This window comes from Paraburkholderia sp. NPDC080076 (assembly GCF_050281145.1).
Classification (GTDB): domain Bacteria; phylum Pseudomonadota; class Gammaproteobacteria; order Burkholderiales; family Burkholderiaceae; genus Paraburkholderia.
Genome location: NZ_JBNNWQ010000016.1, coordinates 113,703 through 139,091, shown reverse-complemented (window position 1 = coordinate 139,091; position 25,389 = coordinate 113,703). Strand labels below are relative to the sequence as shown.

General features: G+C 63.3%; 25 protein-coding genes and 1 pseudogene. 17 read left to right on the top strand and 9 right to left on the bottom strand.

Annotated elements, in window-relative coordinates; all coding sequences use genetic code 11:
• Window positions 1–1,125, bottom strand: coding sequence for a murein transglycosylase A (mltA, locus tag ACQKRQ_RS39430; RefSeq protein WP_427483077.1), 1,125 nt, complete (start codon window positions 1,123–1,125; stop codon window positions 1–3).
• A gap of 28 nt (window positions 1,126–1,153) precedes the next feature.
• Between mltA and ACQKRQ_RS39425 the strand changes: the two genes are divergently transcribed.
• Window positions 1,154–1,315, top strand: coding sequence for a hypothetical protein (locus ACQKRQ_RS39425; RefSeq protein ID WP_012434443.1), 162 nt, complete (start codon window positions 1,154–1,156; stop codon window positions 1,313–1,315).
• Between the two features lie 57 nt (window positions 1,316–1,372).
• Here the strand turns inward: ACQKRQ_RS39425 and apaG are convergent, their stop codons facing one another.
• Entirely contained in the window at window positions 1,373–1,747 is a 375-nt protein-coding gene (gene apaG / locus ACQKRQ_RS39420) for a Co2+/Mg2+ efflux protein ApaG (protein WP_132376796.1), read from the bottom strand.
• A 278-nt stretch (window positions 1,748–2,025) separates the two neighbouring features.
• Between apaG and rpe the strand changes: the two genes are divergently transcribed.
• From rpe to ACQKRQ_RS39380, 8 genes are all read left to right on the top strand, one after another.
• The gene (gene rpe, locus ACQKRQ_RS39415; RefSeq protein ID WP_408179109.1) at window positions 2,026–2,709 is read left to right on the top strand and encodes a ribulose-phosphate 3-epimerase; all 684 of its coding nucleotides are present in this window, start codon (window positions 2,026–2,028) and stop codon (window positions 2,707–2,709) included.
• A 15-nt stretch (window positions 2,710–2,724) separates the two neighbouring features.
• On the top strand, window positions 2,725–3,441 hold the full coding sequence (locus ACQKRQ_RS39410; protein ID WP_132376794.1) for a phosphoglycolate phosphatase: 717 nt from the start codon (window positions 2,725–2,727) through the stop codon (window positions 3,439–3,441).
• 370 nt (window positions 3,442–3,811) lie between these two features.
• Window positions 3,812–5,305 carry an anthranilate synthase component I gene (gene trpE, locus ACQKRQ_RS39405; protein ID WP_132376793.1) on the top strand — a complete coding sequence of 498 codons (1,494 nt, stop codon included), beginning with the start codon at window positions 3,812–3,814 and terminating at the stop codon, window positions 5,303–5,305.
• 13 nt (window positions 5,306–5,318) lie between these two features.
• The gene (locus ACQKRQ_RS39400; RefSeq protein WP_132376792.1) at window positions 5,319–5,921 is read left to right on the top strand and encodes an aminodeoxychorismate/anthranilate synthase component II; all 603 of its coding nucleotides are present in this window, start codon (window positions 5,319–5,321) and stop codon (window positions 5,919–5,921) included.
• Between the two features lie 17 nt (window positions 5,922–5,938).
• Window positions 5,939–6,970, top strand: coding sequence for an anthranilate phosphoribosyltransferase (gene trpD / locus ACQKRQ_RS39395; protein ID WP_427483073.1), 1,032 nt, complete (start codon window positions 5,939–5,941; stop codon window positions 6,968–6,970).
• A gap of 18 nt (window positions 6,971–6,988) precedes the next feature.
• Window positions 6,989–7,774 carry an indole-3-glycerol phosphate synthase TrpC gene (trpC, locus tag ACQKRQ_RS39390; protein WP_408286991.1) on the top strand — a complete coding sequence of 262 codons (786 nt, stop codon included), beginning with the start codon at window positions 6,989–6,991 and terminating at the stop codon, window positions 7,772–7,774.
• Between the two features lie 46 nt (window positions 7,775–7,820).
• Window positions 7,821–8,447, top strand: coding sequence for a CYTH domain-containing protein (locus tag ACQKRQ_RS39385; protein WP_427483071.1), 627 nt, complete (start codon window positions 7,821–7,823; stop codon window positions 8,445–8,447).
• A gap of 46 nt (window positions 8,448–8,493) precedes the next feature.
• Window positions 8,494–9,342, top strand: coding sequence for a uracil-DNA glycosylase (locus ACQKRQ_RS39380; protein WP_427483070.1), 849 nt, complete (start codon window positions 8,494–8,496; stop codon window positions 9,340–9,342).
• Window positions 9,343–9,452: 110 nt separating this feature from the next.
• On the opposite strand, the gene ACQKRQ_RS39375 is transcribed toward ACQKRQ_RS39380, so the two are convergent.
• The 5 genes from ACQKRQ_RS39375 to ACQKRQ_RS39355 all read right to left on the bottom strand — a co-directional run bounded on the left by ACQKRQ_RS39375 (window position 9,453) and on the right by ACQKRQ_RS39355 (window position 14,517).
• Window positions 9,453–10,049, bottom strand: a complete 597-nt coding sequence (locus ACQKRQ_RS39375) for an FMN-dependent NADH-azoreductase (protein WP_132376788.1) — start codon at window positions 10,047–10,049, stop codon at window positions 9,453–9,455.
• A 153-nt stretch (window positions 10,050–10,202) separates the two neighbouring features.
• Window positions 10,203–11,993 (bottom strand): M61 family metallopeptidase, encoded by a 1,791-nt coding sequence (locus ACQKRQ_RS39370; protein WP_427483068.1) that lies wholly within the window; start codon window positions 11,991–11,993, stop codon window positions 10,203–10,205.
• A gap of 94 nt (window positions 11,994–12,087) precedes the next feature.
• The gene (locus ACQKRQ_RS39365; protein WP_132376786.1) at window positions 12,088–12,813 is read right to left on the bottom strand and encodes a DsbC family protein; all 726 of its coding nucleotides are present in this window, start codon (window positions 12,811–12,813) and stop codon (window positions 12,088–12,090) included.
• A gap of 132 nt (window positions 12,814–12,945) precedes the next feature.
• Window positions 12,946–14,118 carry a UbiH/UbiF family hydroxylase gene (locus tag ACQKRQ_RS39360; protein WP_427483066.1) on the bottom strand — a complete coding sequence of 391 codons (1,173 nt, stop codon included), beginning with the start codon at window positions 14,116–14,118 and terminating at the stop codon, window positions 12,946–12,948.
• Between the two features lie 78 nt (window positions 14,119–14,196).
• The gene (locus tag ACQKRQ_RS39355; RefSeq protein WP_427483064.1) at window positions 14,197–14,517 is read right to left on the bottom strand and encodes a hypothetical protein; all 321 of its coding nucleotides are present in this window, start codon (window positions 14,515–14,517) and stop codon (window positions 14,197–14,199) included.
• Between the two features lie 360 nt (window positions 14,518–14,877).
• On the opposite strand from ACQKRQ_RS39355, the gene ychF reads away from it, so the two are divergent.
• Window positions 14,878–15,972 carry a redox-regulated ATPase YchF gene (gene ychF, locus ACQKRQ_RS39350; protein ID WP_132376783.1) on the top strand — a complete coding sequence of 365 codons (1,095 nt, stop codon included), beginning with the start codon at window positions 14,878–14,880 and terminating at the stop codon, window positions 15,970–15,972.
• Between the two features lie 105 nt (window positions 15,973–16,077).
• Here ychF and ACQKRQ_RS39345 read toward each other — a convergent pair.
• Window positions 16,078–16,266, bottom strand: a pseudogene (locus tag ACQKRQ_RS39345) (hypothetical protein); the annotation flags it as partial.
• Window positions 16,267–16,614: 348 nt separating this feature from the next.
• Between ACQKRQ_RS39345 and ugpB the strand changes: the two are divergent.
• The 7 genes from ugpB to ACQKRQ_RS39310 all read left to right on the top strand — a co-directional run bounded on the left by ugpB (window position 16,615) and on the right by ACQKRQ_RS39310 (window position 24,568).
• The gene (gene ugpB / locus ACQKRQ_RS39340) at window positions 16,615–17,940 is read left to right on the top strand and encodes a sn-glycerol-3-phosphate ABC transporter substrate-binding protein UgpB (RefSeq protein ID WP_427483062.1); all 1,326 of its coding nucleotides are present in this window, start codon (window positions 16,615–16,617) and stop codon (window positions 17,938–17,940) included.
• 71 nt (window positions 17,941–18,011) lie between these two features.
• A complete protein-coding gene (gene ugpA, locus ACQKRQ_RS39335) occupies window positions 18,012–18,896 on the top strand; it encodes a sn-glycerol-3-phosphate ABC transporter permease UgpA (RefSeq protein WP_012434461.1) in 885 nt (294 codons plus the stop codon).
• A complete protein-coding gene (gene ugpE / locus ACQKRQ_RS39330; RefSeq protein WP_007180267.1) occupies window positions 18,893–19,738 on the top strand; it encodes a sn-glycerol-3-phosphate ABC transporter permease UgpE in 846 nt (281 codons plus the stop codon). Before ugpA ends, ugpE begins: the two co-directional genes overlap by 4 nt.
• A gap of 85 nt (window positions 19,739–19,823) precedes the next feature.
• A complete protein-coding gene (locus ACQKRQ_RS39325; protein ID WP_427483060.1) occupies window positions 19,824–20,912 on the top strand; it encodes a sn-glycerol-3-phosphate import ATP-binding protein UgpC in 1,089 nt (362 codons plus the stop codon).
• 50 nt (window positions 20,913–20,962) lie between these two features.
• Window positions 20,963–21,262 (top strand): DUF3761 domain-containing protein, encoded by a 300-nt coding sequence (locus tag ACQKRQ_RS39320; RefSeq protein WP_427483058.1) that lies wholly within the window; start codon window positions 20,963–20,965, stop codon window positions 21,260–21,262.
• A 233-nt stretch (window positions 21,263–21,495) separates the two neighbouring features.
• Window positions 21,496–23,163: an energy-dependent translational throttle protein EttA gene (gene ettA / locus ACQKRQ_RS39315; protein WP_427483087.1), complete on the top strand. Its 1,668-nt coding sequence runs from the start codon at window positions 21,496–21,498 to the stop codon at window positions 23,161–23,163.
• A 283-nt stretch (window positions 23,164–23,446) separates the two neighbouring features.
• Window positions 23,447–24,568, top strand: a complete 1,122-nt coding sequence (locus ACQKRQ_RS39310; RefSeq protein ID WP_132376779.1) for a DUF748 domain-containing protein — start codon at window positions 23,447–23,449, stop codon at window positions 24,566–24,568.
• Window positions 24,569–24,759: 191 nt separating this feature from the next.
• On the opposite strand, the gene ACQKRQ_RS39305 is transcribed toward ACQKRQ_RS39310, so the two are convergent.
• Window positions 24,760–25,383, bottom strand: a complete 624-nt coding sequence (locus ACQKRQ_RS39305; RefSeq protein WP_427483056.1) for an HAD family hydrolase — start codon at window positions 25,381–25,383, stop codon at window positions 24,760–24,762.
• Window positions 25,384–25,389: the final 6 nt, after the last annotated feature.

The window sequence follows — 25,389 nt, the reverse complement described above, 5'->3', positions numbered from 1 at the left end:
TCAAGAATTCGGCAGCAACAGCCACATCCGGCCGCCCTGCTTCATCTTGCCGGCCAGATCGCCGGCGTCGTCGCCGAGGCCCCAGAAATAATCGGCGCGCACGCCGCCCTTGATCGCGGAACCCGTGTCTTGCGCGAAGACGAGGCGATTCATCGGCGAGTTCGTCAACGGACGCGTGGTCTGCAAAAACACCGGCGTACCAAGTGGAATCGACGTCGGATCGACCGCAATCGACCGCTCCGGCGTCAGCGGCACACCCAGCGCGCCGATTGGCCCGTCCGCGCCGCCGCTCGGCACGCTTTCGCCGGAAGGCATCTCGCGGAAAAAAACGAAGCGCGGATTCGTATCGAGCAACGCATCGACGCGCGTCGGGTTCGCGCGTGCCCACGCCTTGATGCCCTGCATGGTCGCCTGCGCGGGCGTCAGTTCCCCGCGATCCAGCAGCCAACGTCCGATCGACTTGTACGGCTGATTGTTGGTACCGCCGAAGCCCAGACGCATGACGCTGCCGTCTTCCATCACGATGCGCCCGGACCCCTGCACCTGCAGGAAGAAAGCTTCGATCGGATCATCGACCCACACGAGTTCGTTACCGTTGAGCACACCTGCGCGCTCGAGTTGCGCACGCGCCGGCAGCGGCGCGCCCGCGCGGTAGCTCGCCGGCCAGCGATACAACGCGGTCTGATACACACCGTGCCGCGTACGCGAACCACGCAGCAAGGGCTCGTAGTAGCCCGTGACTAGACCGTCAAGCGTGCCGTCGGTATTCGCTAACTGGAATGGCGTGAAATAGGCTTCAAAAAAAGCCCGCGCACTGGTGACGTCGAGGTCGTCGATTTGCGAGGCTGCGGCACATGCGCGCGCCCAGTTCGGTTGACGCGCGAGCCTCACGCAGTTTTGCCGCAACGCGGCCGTCGCGCCGATCAACGAGTCGTCCTGCCAACCCGGCACCTGCTGCCACGCAACGGCCGTCAGCCGCGCCGCGGCAATCTGTCCGGGTATGATCGCGGCACCCGTGGGCGGCGAAGCCGACGGCCGGATCGCTCCGCCGCCACCGCAGGACGCCAGCATCACCGCAACCGAAAGCGCTCCGAGCCATGCTCCGGCCGTGCGGACAAAACGCATACAATGTTCGTTCTTGATGGAAACCGCCATGTCTGATCTGTTCGACGAATACCCGATGCTCATCTTCGCGCTGGAATCGCTCCTCGCGCTCTTCCTGCTCGTCTTTATCGTTGTGTGGACGTCGTCCGGCAAGAAGAAAGCGGCGCGCGCCAACGCGAGTGAACAGCAAAAGCAGCAAAAATCGCAGTAATGCTGCGCGCTTAACCGCGCATTGAGCTTCTTAAAGACCGCGGGCCACGCCCTCGGTTCAATGCAAGGTACGCGGCATGCGCAGGATGAACTCCGGCACTGGCGCTTCGAAACGCTCGCCGTCCTCGGCCACGCAGAAGTATTCTCCGCGCATGGTGCCGACCGGCGTGGCAATCACCGCCCAACTCGTGTACTCGAAATGCTCGCCCGGTTTGAGCAACGGCTGGTGCCCGACCACGCCCAGGCCCTTCACTTCCTGCACGTTCTTGTCGCTGTCGGTGATCACCCAATGGCGCGCGATCAATTGCGCGGGCACCTGGCCGGTGTTACGGATAGTCAGCGTGTATGCGAACGCATACTGGCGGCGCTCCGGGTCCGACTCTTCGGGCAAATATTGCACCTGCGCCGAGACGCTGAATTCGTACTGGCTCATCCTGATTCCGGTCTGCTGAAACGGGTGTGAAAAATCGCGGGAAAGCCCGAACGCCAATGGTTTGCGGGCGCATTGGCAACGCGGCGCTGATGGTTTTGGCATTCTGCTTGATGCGCGGCACGCCCGCAACCGGACAAATCCCTTTGGACAAGGGCGAGTAAGGCGTTTTGTCGCATTCGCCGCTCAAACGACGAGCCACGCCCGAATGCACCCGTGAACCGGAACGCCCGCGCACAAAACGGTAAAATGGCGCTTTCCCGCTTGCCTCCGCCCCCGCCATGACGCAATTCCGCATCGCTCCAAGCATTCTGTCAGCCGACTTCGCCCGCCTTGGCGAGGAAGTCCGCAACGTCGTCGCCGCTGGCGCCGACTGGATTCACTTCGACGTGATGGACAACCATTACGTGCCGAACCTGACCATCGGGCCGCTCGTCTGCGAAGCGATCCGCCCGCATGTCGACGTGCCGATCGACGTGCATCTGATGGTGCGCCCGGTCGACCGCATCGTCCCGGACTTCGCCAAGGCCGGCGCGAACCTGATCAGCTTTCACCCGGAAGGCTCGGACCATATCGACCGCACGCTGTCGCTGATCCGCGACCACGGCTGCAAGGCCGGCCTGGTGTTCAATCCGGCCACGTCGCTGAATTATCTGGATCACGTGATGGACAAGCTCGATCTCGTGCTGATCATGTCGGTGAATCCGGGCTTCGGCGGGCAGTCGTTCATTCCGGAAGCGCTCAACAAGCTGCGCGAAGCGCGCAAGCGGCTCGACGCCTACAAGGAACGCACCGGCCGGCAGATCTTCCTGGAAGTAGACGGCGGCGTGAAGGTCGACAACATCGCTGAAATCGCGGCGGCCGGCGCGGACACCTTCGTGGCCGGTTCGGCGATTTTCGGCCAGCCCGACCACAAGGTCGTGATCGAAAAGATGCGCGCGGCACTCGCCAACATCCAGCACTGAGCACTTGTACGCAACATGACCACTCCGTTCCCCGCCCCGACCTTCACCAGCCCACGCCTGCAAGCCGCGATCATCGACCTGGACGGCACGATGATCGATACCGCCGACGACTTCACCGCCGGCCTGAACGGCATGCTCGCGCAACTCGACGCAGAAGAAACGTCGCGCGAGGAGGTGGTCGGTTATGTGGGCAAGGGTTCAGAGCATCTGATCCGCAGCGTTCTGGCGCCGCGCTTCGAAACGGAGCATGCGCAAGATCGCTTCGACGAAGCGCTCGCGATCTATCAGGAGGAGTACGCGAAGATCAACGGCACGCACACGCGGCTTTATCCCGATGTCGAAGCCGGCTTGATCGCCATGCGCGAGGCCGGTCTCAAACTCGCCTGCGTGACCAACAAGCCGCACCGGTTCGCAGTGGAGTTGCTGCAGCAGTATGGGCTCGCGCAGTATTTCAGCGTCGTGATCGGCGGCGACAGCCTGGCGAAAAAGAAGCCGGATCCGCTGCCCATGCTGACCGCCGCGGCACAACTGGGCGTCGAACCGCGAGCCACGGTGGCCATCGGCGATTCGGAAAACGACGCGCTGGCGGGCCGCGCGGCGGGCATGGCGACGCTCACGGTGCCCTACGGCTACAACCACGGCCAAGCTATACAAACAATAAAATCCGATGGTATAGTTGACTCGCTGCTCGGCGCCGCCAAGGCGATCGCAGCGCACCATTCCACGACTTGAAAAGTCCTTCATCCTCATGTTTCTGAATAAAAAACGGAGTCTGATTAGCATCGACCGGGGAGCCTGGCCCTGGCGTCGCTGGTCGCGCTAACCTCGCCTGAGGTACGCTGAAGCTCGTCTTCGGCAACCGTTTTTTACTTCGCTGCGCTCACGCGTTTTTTCCATCGTCTTGTTTCGCTGCATCGGTTGATTCGGCCTGCGTGTACCCGCAAAGTACATCTGTGCGCTGAAATCCCTTGCACGCGTCGATGGGAAACTCGCGCCGGTCGGTATCATCGTGTCGATACGTCGAACCAACGCCTGACCGGCCGCGCAATGACCCGCTTTGTCCGACGCACACTGCCGCCGGACCACCGTACAGGATCGGAACATGACCGAACTCGAATTTCAGTCCCTCGCCAATGAGGGCTTCAACCGCATTCCGCTGATCGCCGAAGCGCTCGCGGACCTCGAAACGCCGCTCTCGCTGTACCTGAAGCTCGCGCAGAGCGAACGCAACGGCGCGAACTCGTTCCTGCTGGAGTCGGTGGTGGGCGGCGAACGTTTCGGCCGCTATTCGTTCATCGGCCTGCCGGCGCGCACGCTGCTGCGCACCCGCAACGGCGTGTCGGAAGTGGTGCGTGACGGCAAGGTCGTCGAAACGCACGAGGGCGACCCGCTCGAATTCATCCAGCAATTCCAGGGCCGCTTCAAAGTGGCGCAGCGCCCCGGCTTGCCGCGTTTCGCGGGCGGTCTGGCCGGTTATTTCGGTTACGACGCGGTGCGCTACATCGAGAAAAAGCTCGCGCACACGGCCCCGAAAGACGATCTGAATCTGCCCGACATCCAGTTGCTGCTGACTGAGGAAGTCGCGGTGATCGACAACCTCGCGGGCAAGCTCTATCTGGTGGTCTACTCCGATCCGACGCAGCCCGAGGCGTACACGAAAGCCAAACAGCGGCTGCGCGAACTGCGCCAGCGTTTGCGTACCACCGTGCAACCGCCGGTCACGTCGGCGAGCGTGCGCACCGAGACCTACCGCGAATTCGCCAAAGACGATTACCTGGCGGCCGTGCGCAAGGCGAAGGAATACATCGCCGCCGGCGAGCTGATGCAGGTGCAGGTCGGCCAGCGCCTGATCAAGCCGTACCGCGACAATCCGCTCTCGCTGTACCGCGCGCTGCGCTCGCTGAATCCGTCGCCGTATATGTATTACTACAACTTCGGCGACTTCCACGTGGTAGGCGCATCGCCGGAAATCCTGGTGCGCCAGGAAAAGCGCGGTGAGGATCGCATCGTCACGATCCGGCCGCTCGCCGGTACGCGTCCGCGTGGCAATACGCCGGAACGCGATGCGGAACTCGCCACCGAACTGCTGAACGACCCGAAGGAAATCGCCGAACACGTCATGCTGATCGACCTCGCGCGTAACGACGTGGGCCGCATCGCGCAAATCGGCTCGGTGGTCGTCACCGACAAGATGGTGATCGAAAAGTACTCGCACGTGCAGCACATCGTGAGTTCGGTCGAAGGCAAGCTGAAACCCGGCACCACCAATTTCGACGTGCTGCGCGCCACCTTCCCGGCCGGCACGCTGTCGGGCGCGCCGAAGGTCCGCGCGATGGAATTGATCGACGAACTGGAGCCCGTGAAGCGCGGCCTGTACGGCGGTGCGGTCGGCTATCTGTCGTTCACCGGCGAAATGGATCTGGCCATCACGATCCGCACCGGCGTGATCGCGAACGGCAATCTGTACGTGCAGGCGGCAGCGGGTGTAGTCGCGGATTCGGTGCCGGAATCCGAATGGCAAGAGACCGAGAACAAGGCGCGCGCCGTGTTGCGCGCCGCCGAACAGGTTCAAGACGGCCTCGATAGCGACTTCTGACCGGAGACACACCATGCTGCTAATGATCGACAACTACGACTCGTTCACCTACAACCTGGTGCAATACTTCGGCGAACTCGGCGAAGACGTGCGCACCTATCGGAACGACGAAATCACGCTGGACGAAATCGCGAAGCTCAACCCCGAGCGCATCTGCCTGTCGCCCGGTCCGAGCAATCCGCAACATGCCGGGATCACACTCGACGTGCTGCGCGAATTCGCCGGCAAGACGCCGATTCTCGGCGTCTGTCTCGGCCATCAGGCGATCGGCGAGGCTTTCGGCGGGCGCGTGGTGCGCGCGCAAACCATCATGCACGGCAAGGTCAGCACGATCGAAACCGACTGCAAAGGCGTGTTCGCCGACCTGCCGAAGCATTTCGTCGTGACCCGCTACCACTCGCTCGCGATCGAACGCGAATCGCTGCCCGACTGCCTCGAAGTATCGGCATGGACCGAAGACGGCGAGATCATGGGTGTGCGTCACAAGGAACTGGCCGTGGAAGGCGTGCAGTTCCATCCGGAATCGATCCTGTCCGAACACGGCCACGCGCTGCTCGAAAACTTCGTGAAGCAGTCGAAGCTCGCGAGCGCGCAAACGTCCAACCGCAACGCTTGATGAAGAGAGACGACATCATGTCGATTACGCCCCAGGAAGCGCTGCAACGGACCATCGAGCACCGCGAGATTTTCCACGACGAAATGCTGCATTTGATGCGGCTCATCATGCGCGGCGAACTCTCGCCCGTGATGGCGGCCGCGATCATCACCGGCTTGCGCGTCAAAAAAGAGACCATCGGCGAAATCACCGCCGCCGCCACGGTGATGCGTGAATTCGCCCGGCACGTCGACGTGCCGGACAACTCGAATTTCGTCGATATCGTCGGCACGGGCGGCGACGGCTCGCATACCTTCAACATTTCCACGGCGACCATGTTCGTCTCCGCCGCGGCCGGCGCGAAGGTCGCGAAGCACGGTGGCCGCGGCGTGTCGAGCAAGTCGGGCAGCGCGGACGTGCTCGAAGCGCTCGGCGTGAATATCGATTTGCAGCCGGAACAGGTGGCGGCGTCGATTGCGGAAACCGGCATGGGCTTCATGTTCGCGCCGAATCATCATCCGGCCATGAAGAACATCGCGCCGGTGCGCCGCGAACTCGGCGTGCGGACCATCTTCAATATTCTCGGGCCACTGACCAATCCGGCCGGCGCGCCCAATCAACTGATGGGCGTGTTCCACGGGGATCTCGTCGGCATTCAGGTGCGCGTGATGCAGCGCCTCGGCGCGAAGCACGTGCTGGTGGTGTACGGTATGGACGGCATGGACGAGGTCTCGCTCGGCGCGGCGACGCAAGTCGGCGAGCTGCGCGACGGCCAGATCCACGAGTACGAAATTCACCCGGAAGACTTCGGCATGCAGATGGTGTCGAACCGCACGCTGAAAGTGGCCGACGCCACCGAATCGAAAGCAATGCTGCTCGAAGCGCTCGACAACAAGCCGGGCGTCGCCCGCGAGATCGTCACGCTGAATGCGGGCACTGCCCTGTATTCGGCGAACGTGGCTTCGTCGATCGCGGACGGCATCCAGTTGGCGCGCGAAGTGATCGCGAGCGGCAAGGCCCGCGCGAAAGTCGACGAGCTGGTGCGCTTCACCCAGCAATTCAAGCAGTAATCACGTAGCGAGACATTTATGAGCGACATCCTCGACCGTATCATCGCGGTCAAACGCGAAGAAGTCCGCGCGGCCGAACAGAGCGCGCCGCTCGAAGAGCTGCGCCTCGAAGCGTCGTCGCGCGACCTGCGCGATTTCGTCGGCGCATTGCGCGCGAAACACGCGGCGGGTCTCGCCGCGGTGATCTCCGAAGTCAAAAAAGCGAGCCCGTCCAAAGGCGTGTTGCGCGAGCACTTCGTGCCGGCCGAGATCGCGCGATCGTATGAAAAGCACGGCGCGGCCTGCCTGTCCGTGCTCACCGACGTGCAGTTCTTTCAAGGCAGCGTCGCGTATCTGCAGGAAGCGCGCGCGGCCTGCAATTTGCCGGTGCTGCGCAAAGACTTCATCGTCGATCCGTACCAGATCGTCGAAGCCCGCGCGATGGGCGCCGACGCGATCCTGCTGATCGCCGCCGCGCTCGAAACCTCGCAGATGCAGGATCTCGAAGCGCTCGCGCATTCGCTCGGTCTCGCCGTGCTGGTCGAAGTGCACGACCAGCATGAGCTGATGGAATCCCTCACGCTGAAAACGCCGTTGATCGGCATCAACAACCGCAATCTGCGCACCTTCGAGACGTCGATCGAAACGACGATCGGCATGCTCGAAGCGATTCCGGAGGACCGCATCGTCGTCACGGAGTCGGGCATTCTGTCGCGCGCCGATGTGGAACGCCTGCGCGCGATGGACGTGCACACGTTCCTCGTCGGCGAAGCGTTCATGCGCGCGGACGAGCCGGGCGTGGAGCTTGCTCGGATGTTTTTCTGAGCACGGTGTCGACACACGGCACGCGGCGCACATAGCGGAGCAGATCATGGGCATGGAACGCGAAATCAAACTGGCGCTGCCGCCCGCGCAGGTGCAAGCGGCGACGCAATGGTTCGTCGCGCGCGCGGGTGGGACGGGCCGTCCGATCAAGCTGGTGAATATTTACTTCGACACGCCCGAGCTGACGCTGGCGAGTTCGAAGAGCGCGTTGCGTCTGCGTCAAACGCCGGACGGCTGGCTGCAGACCTTCAAGACGGTGGGCAACGCCAAAGAAGGTTTGCACAGCCGGCATGAATGGGAAATGCCGGTGGCGGGTGAAAAGCTGGAGATCGATGCGTTGTTACGCGAGTGCGACGAACCGTCCGCCGCGGATGCTTTGCGTCAGGCCGCGCCCGAACTCGTCGAATTGTTCCGCACGAATTTCACCCGGACGCTGTGGCGTGTCGAAGTGGACGGCTCGGACATCGAAGCGGCGATCGATCAGGGCGACGTGTTCGCCGAGGTCGATAGCGAAACGCGTCGCGCGCCGATCTCGGAAGTCGAGCTCGAACTGAAGTCCGGCGACGAAGCCGCGCTTCACACACTCGCCGCGGAACTCGGTAGACAGATAGCCGGTCTCGCACCGGACAATATCAGCAAGGCGCAGCGCGGTTATAAGTTGCGGGCTGGTTGAGGCGACACCTTGAGCAACGCCGCGTTTGCTGCGACACTTCCCCGCCATGACCTCCGCTTCCCGTACCCGCTCCAATCCGTCGCAGGCATCGCTGTTCGGCGACGCCGCGTCCGCACCCGCCACTGACATGACGCACGCGCAGCCGCAGCAAACCAGCGCCAGCGCCGCCACGCGGCCGCCATCACTCGAGGCCCAGTTCGACGCCCTGCCGCCCACATGGCGCGCACATCTCAAACCGTTCATCGAAAGCGACGCCTACGCGCCGCTCTGCCGTTTCGTCGACGGTGAGCGCGCCGCCGGCAAAACCGTCTATCCCGCCGACGTGTTCCGCGCGCTGCGCCTGACCAGTCCTGATGAAGTGAAAGTCGTCATCCTCGGCCAGGACCCGTACCACGGCGAAGACCGCGGCACGCCGCAAGCACACGGCCTCGCGTTTTCCGTGGCGCCGGACGTGCGCACGCCGCCGTCGCTGCGCAATATCTTCAAGGAAATCGCCGCAAGCCTCGGTCACGAGACACCGCGTCACGGCTGTCTGGACACATGGGCGAAGCAAGGCGTGCTGCTGTTGAACACGGTGCTGACCGTGGAGCGTGATTCCGCCGCCAGCCACGCGAAACGCGGCTGGGAAAAATGCACCGACACGCTGATCCATGAACTGGCGATGCGCCATGACGGCCTCGTGTTCATGCTGTGGGGCGCGCATGCGCAAGCCAAGCGCGCGCTGCTCGGCGGCAAGTCGCATTACGTGCTGGAAGCGCCGCATCCGTCGCCGCTGTCGGCGCATCGCGGTTTTCTCGGCTGCGGGCATTTTGCGAAGGCCAACGACTATCTCGCGCAGCACGGCCGCGAACCCATCGACTGGCGCCTGCCCGACGAAGCGCAAATGCTCGCGTAAAAACCGCCGGCATCCGGCATCGCGCCACAAAGAAAAAACGCCACGGACCCAAGGTTCGTGGCGTTTTTCATTCCGGTGCTATCGACCGCATCGAAGCGGCGCAGCCAGATTTACGCAGCAGCGATCGCTTCGCGCGCGGAAGCCAGCGCGGCGCCGGCAGCGTCCGGGCCCATGTTCAGGCCTTCGGCGTAGATGAAGTTGACATCGGTCATGCCGAGGAAGCCCAGGAAGCTCGTCAGGTACGGCGTCTGGCTGTCGTTCGGCGTGCCCAGATACTTGCCGCCGCGTGCCGACACGACGTGAACCTTCTTGCCCTTCACGAGACCTTCCGGACCGTTCGCCGTGTACTGGAACGTGATGCCGGCACGGGCGATGAAGTCGAAGTACGTCTTCAGTTGCGACGAGATGCCGAAGTTGTACATCGGTGCGCCGATCACGACGATGTCGGCGGCTTGCAGTTCGGCGATCAGCGCTTCGCTGCGCGCGGCGATCGCGGCTTGCTCGGCCGTGCGTTGCTCAGCCGGCGTGAAGAACGCGCCGAGGACGGCGTCGTCCAGGTGCGGCAGCGGTTCAGCTTGCAGATTGCGGACGACGACTTGCGCGCCCGGATTCGATTGTTGCAGTTTTGCGGTCAGCTCGTTGACGAGCAACGTCGAGTTTGCGCCTTGCGAGCGGGCTGCCGAGTTGATTTGCAGGATCGTGGTCATGGTTGACTCCAGTTGGGGCGCGCAGTGTTGCGCGAATGGAGCCATTGTGTTTTTTTACCGCCTCGGGAAAAAGCCATCCGGCGGCGACGGATCGTTGCACTGGTAGAACAATCCGCCACCACGGGCCGTTCGTTGGGACGGCCCGGATGACGATCAGCTAGCCAGCCAGCGCTCGCGAGCCTTGCGCGCGGCGGGCCGCTTGTCGCTGGCGGTGAGCTTGTAGCGCGCCACCTCCGGCCCGTCCAGCTTGACTTGCGCGGTGCGCAACTCGTCGCGGCGGAAGGCGTGAATCTCGACTTTCGCGCCCGGCTGGTAGCGCGCGAGCAGCCCGTCAAGATTCGAGCCCGTCACACGCAGGCCGTCGAGCGCGATCAGCACGTCGCCGGCCGAGAGCCCTGCTTTTTGTGCGGCGCTGCCGTCATGAACCGCTGCCAGCGTGCAATCCGCGCCGCCGCGCATGCGCGCGCCGAGCGACGGCTTGGCGTTTTTGTCCACTTCGGGCGCGATTTCGACGCCGAACGGTGCGAGCAGCGTGTCGAGGGGCAGATCGCGCGTGCCGCGCACGGCTTCAGCGAACAACTCGGCCAATTTCGCGCCGGTCGCTTCCGCAAAAATCGCCTCAATCTCGCTTTCGTCGACGCCGACTGGCTTGCCGCGATAGAAATCACGGCCGAAGCGCTGCCACAGCAGACGCATCACGTCGTCGAGCGATTTGCGGTTGTTGGTCTGCGCACGGATCGTCAGATCGAACGCGAGCGCGACGAGCGAGCCCTTGGTGTAGTAGCTGACGATCGCGTTCGGCGCGTTCTCGTCCTGGCGGTAGTACTTGACCCACGCGTCGAACGAGCTTTCGGCGACGGTCTGTTTGAGACGTCCGCTGCCGCGCTGCACGCCGCCGATCACCTTGCCGAGCATGCCGAAGTAGTCGTCCTGCGAGATCAGGCCGCTGCGCACGAGGATCAGGTCGTCGTAGTAAGAGGTGAAGCCCTCGAACAGCCACAGCAGCGACGTATAGTTTTCGACGCTCAGATCGTATGGCGCGAACACGGCCGGCTTGATGCGCTTCACGTTCCAGGTGTGGAAGTATTCGTGACTGCACAGGCCGAGGTAGGTCCGGTAGCCTTCGTTGGGCGCCTCGCGCCCTGCCACCGGCAGATCGCCGCGATTGCAGATCAACGCGGTCGAAGCGCGGTGTTCGAGGCCGCCATAACCGTCGGTGACGGCCTGGGTCATGAATACGTAGCGATCCATCGGCGCTTTCTTCGACTTCGGCTCGAACAACGCGATCTGCGCTTCGCAAATGCGCTTCAGGTCGGCGGACAGACGCGCCATGTCGAGCCCGATCACGCGTCCGGCGATCACGATGTCGTGGGGCACGCCATGCGCCTTGAACGTCGCCAGCGCGAATTCGCCCAGCGTGACGGGATGATCGATCAGCTCGTCGTAGTTCTGCGCGCGATACTCGCCGAAACCGTAACGCTTCGTGCCGCGCGCTTCCTGCAGCGCGGTCGCGACGCGCCAGTTGCGATACGCCGCGCCTTCGGGCTTCTGAATATCGACCACGCACTGCGCCTCTTCATGGCCGAGCGGCGAGAGGAACACGCTCGTGCCGTTGAAAAAGCCCGTCGTATCGTCGAGATGCGCGGCGCGCACCGACAGATCCCACGCGTAGACCTCATAGCGCAACGTCAGCGCGCCCTTGACCGGCGCAGCCTGCCACGTGTGCTTGTCGGTCTTTTCGACGCGCACTTTGCGGCCCGCGTCGTTGAAGGCGCGCAGCGTCACGATGTTGCGGGCGAACTCGCGCACCATGTAGCTGCCCGGAATCCACACCGGCAGCATGAAACGCTGGCCGGCCGGATCGGGATCGGCGACCGTCACGGTGACTTCGAACAGGTGAGCGGCGGGTTGCTTGGGAACGATGGTGTAGCGGATCGGCTTCATCGGCGGCGATTAGAAGAGGTGAGGCGGGGATGTTCGGGCTCGATGCGAAAGGAGGCGCACGTCGCGCCTCCTTTGTTCGTTGTGTTCCGCGTGCTCAGTGCACCGCGGACATTTCCTTGTCCAGCCGGTCGGCCGGCACGGCGCCGGGCAGACGGCGGCCGTCGGCGAGGAACACTGTGGGCGTGCCGTCGACGTTCATTGCGTGGCCGAGCGCCAGGTTCTTGTCGATCGCGGCGGTGTCGCACGTGCCGGCGGCGGTGGGCGCCTGATGGTCCTGCATCCACGATTCCCAGGCCTTCGCGCGGTCCGTCGAGCACCAGATCGACTTCGATTTGGCGGTCGAATCCGGCGACAGCACCGGGTACAGGAACGTGTAGACCGTCACGTTGTCGATCGACTTGAGCGACGTTTCGAGCTGCTTGCAGTACGGGCAGTTCGGATCGGAGAACACGGCGATCTTGCGCGCGCCGTTGCCCTTCACGACCTTCACCGCGTTCCCGAACGGCAGGCTCGCGAAATCGATGCGGTTGGTTTCAGCGAGGCGTGCTTCGGTCAGATTCTTGCGGGTCTTGGCGTCGACCATGTCGCCGAGCATCAGGTAATCGCCGTTCGCGTCGCTATAGACGATCTGCGTGCCGAGGTTCACTTCGTACAGGCCGGCAATCGGCGACTTCGTCACGCTCTTGATCGACACGTCGGAAAGACGCGTCTGCAGCGTGGCTTTGAGCTTGTCGGTGGTCTGGTCGGCCTGCGCGGAGCAGCCGATCGTGACGGCGGCGATGGCAAGCACGGCGGCGGCCATGCGGAAAGTTTTTTTCATCCTGAATTCCTGGTTCAATCGCGCGCCATGCGCACGCATTGCTCGTTTCCTGACGTTTCCAGTCTGACCGGAACGGCGTCCATCCGCTCATGATACCTGTGTCGCCGGCCGCGGCATGCCCGGCCGGGTGCTTCAACCCAGCGCAGCCGACACCAGCCAGCGCTTGATGAACGGCTGCGCGCCCACGAACGCCATGCCGGTATTACGCAACACCTTGGCAAACGGACCGGGAACCGAGAAGAGTTTTTGCAGCCCGTCGGTGGCAATCATCAGCGCGCGGATGTCTTCGCGGCGGGCGCGTTCGTAGCGGCGCAGCAGCACCATGTCGCCGAGATCGCGGAACGATTCCTTGCCGGCGACCGCGTCGGCGAGCGCCGCGACGTCGCGCAGGCCGAGGTTCATGCCCTGCCCGGCCAGCGGATGAATCAGATGCGCGGCGTCGCCGACCAGCGCGACGCGTGGCGCCACCAGCCGGTCGACCGTTTGCAGTGCGAGCGGGAAACCTTGCGCGGGCGTCACGCAATCGAGCGCGCCGAACTGGCCGCCGGTCACGCGTTCCACTTCCGCGGCGAGTTGCGCCGGATCGAGCGCGATCAGTTGCTCCGCGTGCTCGGTGCGCGCCGACCAGACCAGCGAAACGTGGCCGTCCGGCATGGGCAGGAGCGCGATGATCTCGCCGTCCTTGAACCATTGGTAAGCGGTTTCGCCGTGCGGCTTTTCGGCCTTGAAATTGGCGACCACGCCGGTTTGCTTGTAGTCGCGCCGGTCCATCTTCGAGCCGATCTGAGCACGCACCCACGAATGTGCACCGTCCGCACCGACCACCAGATCGGCGTCGAGCACATTGCCGTTGGCCAGCCCGACGCTCGCGCTATCCGCGGTGAAGTCCAGCGCCTGAGCGCGCGTGTCGATCCAGGTGAGATTCGGCTGGAAGCGCAGCGCGGCATCCAGCGCACGTTCGATCACCGACGACTCGACGATCCACGCCAGTTGCGGCACCGAAGCCTGGAACGCGGAGAAATGCAGTTCGGCGTGCGCGTCGCCGTAGACGCGCATGTCGTAGACGGGCCCGAGCCGCGCCAGATCGAGCGCCTGCCAGACCCGCAAACGCTCGAGCAAAGCCTGTGAACTCGACGACAGCGCGTAGACCCGCGAGTCGAAGGCGACGCCGGCGGGCAGTGCCGCGCAGGGTTGCGCGAGCAGCGCCACGCGCAACCCGCCTTGAGTCAGCGCGAGCGCCGCGGTCTTGCCGACGAGCCCGCCGCCGATCACGGCGGCATCAAAGGTCTGGTGGTGTGCGTTCATCCGCGCATTATAGCCGCGGGGGTTGCGGGGGACGGATCGATGCACGCGGCGTTTGAGCCCAAACAATCGCGCCGATGCTCACAGGTGACCGGCGGCCGCGTGTGCCGCGTTCGCTTCGCGCAGCCGCGTGAATTCGCGGTCGGAAGACAGGAGCCGCCAGGCGCTCGCCTCGAGGTCGCCCTTGCGCTCCCGCTGATCGCCGCGCACGGCGCAGTCCGGGAAAATGCGGTCATACACGTGCCACAGTGAATCCAAGTCGTTGGCATCGGCGAATTGGGCGATCTGCTTTTTATCGTCCAACGTCAAACGACTGGCGAGGCAGTTGACCGTCTGCCGGTCCGAGTTCGCCTGGGCGTCGTCGAAGTTCGGCGATACCCATGACGCGATCGCGCTGCCCAACGCGACAATAGCCACGCCCGTGATGACCCATCGTATTGTTCTCATTTTTTCCTCGGATTGGGCTCTAGCGGCCCTGAACCGGCGATTCTACAATGCGTTCGAGAAATTCTTACCTGAACCTTGCAATCGCCGATCGAGCGATGGGCGCCGCTTTCCCGCTGCCGCGTCGGTACGCCGATCCGAACGGGTTACAATTGCGCTTTCCGTGAAAACTTGCGCCCGATCGTCGAGCAACGCCCCGATCCGGTGTCTTGTCCCGCTCCGCTGCATTGGTCCGCCACGCCACACGCGAAGGCTTCTCGAATCCTGCACACAGCGTCGAGCGCATCACGCAACTTACTGATTCACTGAAGGATTTCCATGAGCCTCAAATGCGGCATCGTCGGCTTGCCTAACGTCGGCAAGTCCACCCTGTTCAACGCGCTGACCAAGGCGGGCATTGCCGCCGAAAACTATCCGTTCTGCACGATCGAGCCGAACGTCGGCATCGTCGAGGTGCCGGACGCGCGTCTGAAGGCGCTCGCTGAGATCGTCAAGCCGGAGCGCATCCTGCCGGCCGTGGTGGAATTCGTCGACATCGCCGGTCTGGTGGCCGGTGCGAGCAAGGGCGAAGGTCTGGGCAACCAGTTCCTCGCCAACATCCGCGAAACCGACGCGATCACGCACGTGGTGCGCTGCTTCGAAGACGAGAACGTGATTCACGTCGCGAACAAGATCGATCCGCTGTCGGATATCGAAGTGATCAACACCGAACTGGCGCTGGCCGACCTCGCGACCGTCGAAAAGGCGCTGGCGCGCTATTCGAAGGCCGCCAAGTCGGGTAACGACAAGGAGGCCATCAAGAACGCTGCGGTGCTGGAAAAGGTGCGTGCGCAACTCGACCAGGCCAAGCCGGTCCGCGCGCTCGACCTGTCGGACGAAGAAAAGGCCACGCTCAAGCCGTTCTGCCTGATCACTGCCAAGCCGACCATGTACGTGGCCAACGTGAAGGAAGACGGCTTCGCGAACAACCCGCATCTGGACGCGGTCGCGAAGTTCGCGGCGGCGGAAAACGCGCCGGTCGTCGCCGTGTGCGCCGCGATCGAAGCGGAAATCGCCGACCTCGACGAAGCCGACATGGAAGTGTTCCTCGCCGACATGGGCATGGAAGAGCCGGGTCTGAACCGCGTGATCCGCGCCGGCTTCAAGCTGCTGGGCCTGCAAACCTACTTCACGGCTGGCGTGAAGGAAGTGCGCGCGTGGACGATCCACGTCGGCGATACGGCGCCGCAGGCCGCGGGCGCGATTCACACGGACTTCGAGCGCGGCTTCATTCGCGCGCAGACAATCGCGTTCAACGACTACATCACTTACAAGGGTGAGCAAGGCGCGAAGGAAGCCGGCAAGATGCGTGCGGAAGGCAAGGAATACGTCGTGCATGATGGCGACGTGATGAACTTCTTGTTCAACGTCTGAGTTTCTGCCTGGGCTTCGGCATGAGACGGCCACGGGTGAAAACCTGAGCGTTGCCGCCCGCAGCAAGTGACTTCAAGGGAGCCCGCTTTTTAAAGCGGGCTTTTTTTATTGGCCGCTAGTTTGCATTGGAACGCGCGCAGCGCAGCGCAGCGGCAACGCGATACCGTCCCTGATCGCCGCCATTCTTGCCGGTGAATCCGTGAGCACCGCATCGATGCCGAGGCACGCCGCCATGCGGTAATCGTCCGCATCGTTCACGGCAATCGCGACGATGCGCACGTCGGGCTTCTGCCGGGGCGCGAGCGAACAACCGGCCAACGCGAGGCCCGCAATCCAACTACCTGCTGCCAACCGCACTGAAGAATGCAGCATCTGCAATCCTGATTAACGCACCGTGACGTAACGTACACGAAGCCACGCGAGCAACTCAAACTCGTAGGCGCCGAGCAGACTGAGGCCCCGCACAGACCGTCGCCTTCAACCACCGACTGTTTCCGTTTTGGGACACCGGTGTTAAATTGCGGCATTCGGCGCCCGTCAAAAATGGTGCACGCCGCCCGGCCACCGTCGCCGGACTGTCATCGAACACAAATAGAATCGCGCGATTCGCATCCGCGCCCGTTCCAATCTGGAGACAAATCGATGAGTTTGAAGCCGCTAATCCGTTCGCTTTCCGTTGCCGCCGTATTGAGTGTCGGCCTCAGCCAGGCGGCCTACGCCGCGACTGAAATCCAGTTCTGGCACGGCATGGAAGCCGCATTGGGCGAACGGCTGAACGACATCGCCAACGCGTTCAACGCATCGCAAAGCGACTACAAGATCGTGCCGGTCTTCAAAGGCACCTACGACCAGACTCTCGCCGCCGGCATCGCCGCGTATCGCAGCGGCAATGCGCCGGCCATCCTGCAGGTCTACGAAGTCGGCACCGCCACCATGATGCAGGCGAAGAAGGCCGTGATCCCCGTCTCGGAAGTGTTCAAGCAAGCCGGCGTGCCGCTCGATGAAAAGGCCTTCGTGCCGACCATCGCCAGCTATTACAGCGACGCCAAAACCGGCGAGCTGATCTCGATGCCGTTCAACAGCTCGACACCGGTGCTGTACTACAACAAGGACGCCTTCAAGAAAGCCGGCCTCGACCCGAACCAGCCACCGAAAACCTGGGCCGAACTGCAGGCCGACGCACAAAAGCTGAAGGCGTCGGGCATGGCGTGCGGCTATTCATCGGGCTGGCAGAGCTGGATTCAACTCGAGAACTACAGCGCCTGGCACGGCGCGCCGTTCGCGACGAAGAACAACGGCTTCGACGGCCCCGACGCGCAACTGGAGTTCAACAAGCCGCTGCAAGTCGCGCATATCCAGTTCCTGCAGAACATGCAGAAGGACGGCACCTTCACCTACGTCGGCCGCAAGGACGAACCAGTGTCGAAGTTCTATAGCGGCGACTGCGGGATCATCACCAACTCGTCGGGGTCGCTCGCCACGATCAAGAAGTACGCGAAGTTCAACTTCGGCACCGGCATGATGCCGTACGACGCGAGCGTGAAGGGCGCGCCGCAGAACGCGATCATCGGCGGAGCAAGCCTGTGGGTGCTGTCGGGCAAGGATCCGGCGGTCTATAAGGGCGTGGCGAAATTCCTCTCGTATCTGTCGTCGGCGCCGGTGGCCGCCAAGTGGCATCAGGACACCGGCTATCTGCCGGTCACCACCGCCGCCTATCAACTGACGCAGCAACAAGGCTTCTACGAAAAGAACCCGGGCAGCGACACCGCCATCAAGCAGATGCTCAACAAGCCGCCGCTGCCATACACGAAGGGCTTGCGTCTGGGCAACATGCCGCAGATCCGTACCATCATCGACGAAGAACTCGAACAGGTCTGGGCACAGAAGAAGACGCCGCAACAGGCCCTCGACGCCTCCGTGTCGCGTGGCGATGAACTGCTGCGCCGCTTCGAGAAAGCCGGCAACTAAGCGGTCATCGGCAGGGTTTCGGTGCGCTCGCACCGGAACCCGTGCTTGCAGCAGAACCTTGGAAATCATCGATGGAAAAGCGCTCCAGCTTCGGCACCAGCCTGCTGCCCTACCTGCTCGTCGCGCCGCAACTCGCGATCACGCTGCTGTTCTTTCTGTGGCCGGCCGGTGAGGCGCTGTGGCAATCCACGCAAAGCCAGGACGCGTTCGGAACATCGAGCGAGTTCGTCGGGCTCGCCAACTTCAAGCAACTCTTCGCCGATCCGCTCTATCTTTCGTCGTTCTATACGACGCTGATCTTCTGCGCGCTCGTCACGGTGTCGGGGCTCGTGATCTCGCTGCTGCTCGCGGTCTGCGCCGATCGCGTGACGCGCGGCGCCAAGACTTATCAAACGCTGCTGATCTGGCCGTACGCGGTTGCGCCCGCGATCGCCGCCGTGCTGTGGTCGTTCCTGTTCAACCCGAGCATCGGCCTCGTCACCTACGCGCTGGCCAAGTACGGCATCGTGTGGAATCACGCGCTGAACGCGGGCCAGGCGATGTTCCTCGTGGTGCTCGCGTCCGTCTGGAAGCAGGTCAGCTATAACTTTCTGTTCTTCTATGCGGGCTTGCAGGCGATTCCGCGCTCGCTCATCGAAGCGGCGGCGATCGACGGCGCCGGTCCGGTGCGGCGCTTTTTCGGCATCGCACTACCGCTCCTGTCACCGACCAGTTTCTTCCTGCTGGTGATCAACATCACCTATGCATTCTTCGACACCTTCCCGGTGATCGACGCCGCCACCGGCGGCGGTCCCGCGCAAGCCACCCGCACGCTGATCTACAAGATCTTCGCCGAAGGTTTTCAGGGGCTCGACATCGGCAGTTCCGGCGCGCAGTCGGTGATCCTGATGGTGATCGTCGTCGCGTTGACGGTCGTGCAATTTCGCTTCATCGAACGCAGGGTTCAATACTCATGATCGAGAACCGCCGCGGTTTCGACCTCTTCTGCCACGCGGTGCTGATTCTGGGCGTCGTGCTGGTGGTGTTTCCGGTGTACGTCGCGTTCTGCGCGGCGACCATGAGCGAGCACGAAGTGTTCAGCGTGCCGCTTTCGCTGGTGCCGAGCACGCATCTGTTCGAGAACATCGCGACCGTCTGGTCGCAAGGCAGCGGCAACGCGGCGGCGCCGTTCGGCCGCATGCTGTTCAACAGCCTCGTGATGGCGCTGGTGATTTCGATCGGCAAGATCGCCGTCTCGATGATCTCCGCGTACGCGATCGTGTTCTTCCGTTTCCCGTTTCGCAACCTCGCGTTCTGGCTGATCTTCATTACGCTGATGCTGCCGGTCGAAGTGCGGATCTTTCCGACCGTGCAAGTCGTGTCGTCGATGCATCTGAGCAATACGTATAGCGGTTTGACGTTGCCACTGATCGCCTCGGCCACCGCAACCTTCCTGTTCCGCCAGTTCTTCATGACGCTGCCGGACGAATTGATGGAAGCCGCGCGCATCGACGGCGCCGGCGCCATGCGGTTCTTCTGGGACGTCGTCTTGCCGCTGTCGAAGACGAACATGGCTGCCCTGTTCGTGATTACGTTCATCTACGGCTGGAATCAGTACCTGTGGCCGATTCTGATCACGAGCCAGCAATCGCTGACCACGGCCGTGGTCGGCATCAAAAGCATGATCGCGTCGGGCGACACCGCGACCGAATGGCATCTGGTAATGACCGCAACGCTGCTCGCCATGCTGCCGCCGCTCGCAGTCGTGCTGACGATGCAGCGCTGGTTCGTGCGCGGACTCGTGGACGCGGAGAAGTAAGCGGCGCCCGTTTGAGCGCGCTTCTTCCGGCATAGAAATCACAACACCGCGCGATCCGCGGCACGTAACGAAAGGCTAAAACGGCATGGCTGCACTGACTCTGCAAGGCGTGAAAAAAACCTACGACGGCAAACAGTTCGTGTTGCACGGCATCGACGTGGACGTCGCCGACGGCGAGTTCGTCGTGATGGTCGGCCCGTCCGGTTGCGGCAAATCGACCTTGCTGCGGATGGTGGCGGGACTCGAGCGTATCTCCGATGGCAATATTTCGATCGCCGGCAAAGTGGTCAATCAGCTCGAGCCGAAGGATCGCAACATCGCGATGGTGTTCCAGAACTATGCGCTGTATCCGCATATGAGCGTGGCCGAAAACATGGGCTATGCGCTGAAGATCGCGGGCGTCGAGCGCGCGCAGATCGAAAAGCGCGTGCAGGCCGCCGCGCAGATTCTCGAACTCGAAGCGCTGTTGCAGCGCAAGCCGCGCGAGTTATCCGGCGGGCAACGCCAACGTGTCGCGATGGGCCGCGCGATCGTGCGCGAGCCGGCCGTGTTCCTGTTCGACGAACCGTTGTCGAATCTCGACGCGCGCTTGCGCGTGCAGATGCGGCTCGAAATCCAGCGCCTCCATGCGCGGCTCGCAACGACCAGTCTGTACGTGACGCACGATCAGATCGAAGCGATGACGTTGGCCCAGCGTGTGATCGTGATGAACAAGGGCCACGCCGAGCAGATCGGCGCGCCGACCGATGTCTATGAACGGCCCGCCACGGTGTTCGTCGCGAGCTTCATCGGTTCGCCGGGGATGAATTTGCTGGAAGGCCGCGTGTCGGACGACGGCTCAGTTTTCGAAGTGGCTGGAAACGGTCCGAAGCTGCCGCTGACGGACGTGGCGTCAATCGGCCGGGAAGTCTCCAAAGGACGCGAGTGGACGCTCGGCATTCGTCCGGAACACATGAGCCCGGGCCAGGCGGATGCGCCGCACGCGACGCTCACCGTCGATTCCTGCGAATTGCTCGGCGCGGACAATCTCGCGCACGGCCGCTGGGGCAAGCACGACGTGACGGTGCGTTTGCCGCACGCGCATCGGCCCGCGGCAGGCGAGGCGCTGCAAGTGGCGCTGCCCGCGCGGCATCTGCATTTCTTCGATCCGGCGAGCGGACGGCGCGCGAATTGAAGTGCTCGCAAAGCGCGCGTGAGGTCAGAATAACAAGCACTCGAAAGACCATGACAGGCATGACTCGTAACACCCCGCGCGCCTGCACGGCAGTTGCCGCGGCGCTGTTGTTCAGCGTGTCCTCCGCGTTCGCGTATGTCGAACCGGGCACCACGCCCGACGAAGCGAACCTCAGCAATCACAACACCTATACGAATCGCGACGGCAACACGGTGCACGCGCCAGCCCGCTCGTTATCCGGCAAGGCGCCGGAAGGCGCGACCGCGCGCTGCCGCGATGCCACGTACAGCTTCAGCCGGTATCGCAGCGGCACGTGTTCGCGGCATGGCGGTGTCGCGGATTGGCTCTGATCATCCGAGCGGGCCCTGGCCGAACGGACACCCACTGCCGTCCGGCGCCCCTGCCGAAGTACAATGCCACCTGAAGAACCCGCCCGCGCGCGGGGCGTCGCGAAGTTCGACGCCATGCTTCACGCCGCGCCGGCCGGCGCCGGGCGCTCCGCCCGGCCATGACACCGATTACCCATCCACCCACGATCGCCCGCCCCTACGCGGCCGGCGTCGTCAACGTCTATTGCAAGCAAATGGCCCAATACGTCTTCACCATGAACCGGGTCGGCAAGATCGTGCCGCCCAAGCGTCAAATCCTGAAAGACATCTCGCTGTCGTTTTTCCCCGGCGCGAAAATCGGTCTGCTCGGCCTGAACGGCTCGGGCAAGTCGACGCTGATCCGCATCATGGCCGGTGTGGACAAGGACATCGAAGGCGAAGCCACGCCGATGCCGAACCTGAACATCGGCTATCTGCCGCAGGAACCGCAACTCGATCCGAACAAGACAGTGCGTGAAGCGGTCGAGGAAGGTCTCGGCGACGTGTTCAACGCGCAAAAGAAGCTCGACGAAATCTACGCGGCCTACGCCGAACCGGACGCCGACTTCGACGCGCTCGCCGCCGAACAGGCGAAGTACGAAGCGATCCTCGCCACCTCCGACGGCGGCAACGCCGAGCAGCAGATCGAAATCGCCGCCGACGCGCTGCGCCTGCCGGCCTGGGACGCGAAGATCGAACATCTGTCGGGCGGCGAAAAGCGTCGCGTCGCGCTGTGCAAGCTACTGCTCGAAAAGCCGGACATGCTGCTGCTCGACGAGCCGACCAACCACCTGGATGCGGAATCGGTCGACTGGCTCGAACAGTTCCTCACGCGCTTTCCGGGCACCGTGGTCGCCGTGACCCACGATCGCTACTTCCTCGACAACGCCGCCGAGTGGATTCTCGAACTCGACCGCGGCCACGGCATTCCGTGGAAGGGCAACTACAGCAGCTGGCTCGACCAGAAGGAAGAGCGCCTGAAGCAGGAAGAATCGTCGGAGTCGGCGCGTCAGAAGGCGATCAAGAAAGAACTGGAGTGGGTGCGCCAGAACCCGAAGGGCCGTCAGGCGAAGTCGAAGGCGCGTATCGCCCGCTTCGAGGAACTGAACAGCCAGGACTACCAGAAGCGCAACGAAACCTCGGAAATCTTCATCCCGGTCGGCGATCGTCTGGGCAATGAAGTGATCGAGTTCAAGAATGTCAGCAAGTCGTATGGCGACCGTCTGCTGCTCGACAACGTCAGCTTCAAGATTCCGGCGGGCGCGATCGTCGGCATCATTGGGCCGAACGGCGCGGGTAAGTCGACCCTGTTCCGCATGCTGACCGGGCGCGAACAGCCGGATTCGGGCGAGATCGTGCAAGGCCCGACCGTCAAGCTCGCGTACGTGGATCAAAGCCGCGACGCGCTGGACGGGTCGAAGACCGTGTTCGAGGAAATCTCCGGCGGCGCCGACGTGCTGACAGTCGGCAAGTACGAAACCCCGTCGCGTGCGTACATCGGCCGCTTCAACTTCAAGGGCGGCGACCAGCAGAAGGTGGTCGGCAACCTGTCGGGCGGTGAGCGCGGCCGGCTGCACCTGGCCAAGACGCTGATCGCGGGCGGCAACGTGCTGCTGCTCGACGAACCGTCGAACGATCTGGACGTCGAAACGCTGCGCGCGCTCGAAGACGCCTTGCTCGAGTTCGCCGGCTCGGTGATGGTCATCTCGCACGATCGCTGGTTCCTCGACCGGATCGCCACGCACATCCTCGCGTTCGAAGGCGATTCGCAAATCACGTTCTTCGACGGCAACTACCAGGAATACGAAGCGGACAAGCGCGCGCGTCTGGGTGAAGAAGCGGCGCGTCCGAAGCGTCTGCGTTACAAGCCGATCACACGATAAGCTGAGACCGGCTGGCCTGCGCGTTGGCTGGGCTGACGCGCAGGCCGCCTCGACGGCCGTTTTTCAAGGCGCTCGAGCGTGGCGTGCGCCGCAAACACCTGGCGTCGACGGTATGAGCGGTAGGGCACACGCATTGCGTGCCATGGCGTGATACACGTCATCGCGGCGAGACGCGTGCATTCCTCGTTCCGCCCGGACGAACACCTCTAGGCGCGCCCACCCGATGAGCGCACAAGGCCGATCACTGCCACGCCGCGCGCCACGCGGTGACGAGGAGGCAAGCATGGCGATGTCGAAGGGCAAGCGCTGGGCCGTCGCCGTGGGCGGCGTGCTGCTGGTGCTGATCGTCGTCGTGGTTGGCGCCTTGCAGTTCGCGCAACGCGAGGTCAAGGAGCGCGTGATCGCGGCGCTCGGTCCCTTGGGCAGCGCCGAAACCATCGACGTCGGCCTCACCTCGGTTCATCTCACCAACGTTCTTCTCAAAGCGCCGCCCGGTTGGCCGGCCGGCGATCCGCTCCGGGCGGACGAAATCACCGTCACGCCCGATATTCGCGATCTGATCGCGCGGCGCATGCATATCCGTAGCGTCGTGGTGCGCGGCTTCGATATCGCCGTGCTGCGCACCAAAGACGGCACGATTCGCTTGATGCCGAATCTGCGGGAATCGGTGAACCGATACGACATCGAAGCCAGCGGCGCGGCGGCGTCCACGCCCCGCGAAAAGCAGGTCGATCACATCAGCTTCGAGCAGGGCAACTTCCACTTCTACGACATGACGGTTGGGCCGCCGCCGTTCAAAGTGACGGTCAGCAATGCCAACGCGACCGTCGACAATCTGCACCTGCCCGCCCTCACTGAGCCGACCAACGTCAATGTCACGGGCTCGATCAAGGGCCCGGCGCATACGGGCACCGTGTCGTTCGCCGGCTGGATCAAGATCGCCAGCAAGGATTCGCAGACCACCAGCAAACTGCGCGGCGTCGACATCGTGATGCTCGACCCGTACCTGATCAAAAAGGCCGGCACCAAGGCGCAAGTGACCGGCGGCACGATTGACCTGACGGTCGACTCGACGGTACGCAACTATCAGTTGCACGCACCCGGCACGGTGACGGTCCACAATCTGCAGCTCGCCGACACCGGCAACCCGCTCGACACCTTCATGTCGATTCCGACCAAGGCTGCGGTCGCCGCGCTCAAGTCGCACAACGGCGACATCACGTTGCATTTCGTTCTGGATGGGAATTTGCGCGACCCGAAATTCTCGGTGCAGGAAGGCCTGATGAAGCGCATCGGCACCGGCTTTGCGAAGGCGCTCGGAGTGAGCGTCGAGGGCGTGGCAAAGGGCGCGGGGGAAACTGTGAAAGGCTTAGGGAACGCGTTGAAAAATCTGCTTGGGCAGTAGGCCGGGGCAAAACTGCGTCGATGGGGGCAGCGTTAAAGCAGCGCCGTTGGAGCGCGGCCGCGCCGCTTTGCTGCCAGAAACGCACGAGCTTCGAACTGCTGGCCCAAGCTCGCGCAGTCTCCCTTCAATTTGCGAGGCGCGCCGAAACTGGAACGCAGCTGCCTCGCTATTTCTTCGGAACCGTCCCAGCCTTAAACCGGCAGCCCCAACTCGCGCAGTTTCGCTTCGGTTCGCACGGCGCTGGTGTGATGCACGCCGTGCCAGCCGAGCGCGGTTGCGGCCTCCGCATTCTTCAGGTTGTCGTCGATGAAGACGAGTTCGCCGGGCTCGATGCCTGGCATTTGCGCCTCGATCCGTTCGCGCATGGCCGCGAAAATGGCCGGATCTGGCTTCACCATCTTCACTCGCCCCGAGACGACGATGTCGCGAAACCGCCGCAGCACGGGGTAATGCTCCCACGCATACGGAAAGGTCTCCGCCGACCAGTTGGTCAGCCCGAAGAGCGGCACCTCGGCCGCTTCGAGCTTTTCCATGATCGCCACGCCCTCTTCCAGCACGCCGGCCACCATGTCGTGCCAGCGTTCGTAGAACGCGCGGATCAGCGCTTCGTGATCGGGAAACTTCGCAACCAGTTCCGCGGTGGCCTCGACGATCGGCTGGCCGCCGTCCTGACGGATCACCCAGTCCATCGAGCAGACGTGAGTCAGGAACCAGCGGCGCTCGGTCTCGTCAGGGATCAGTTCCTGATACAGATACTCCGGGCTCCAGTCGATCAGCACGCCGCCGAAATCGAACACCACTGCCTTGATGGCCATGCACTC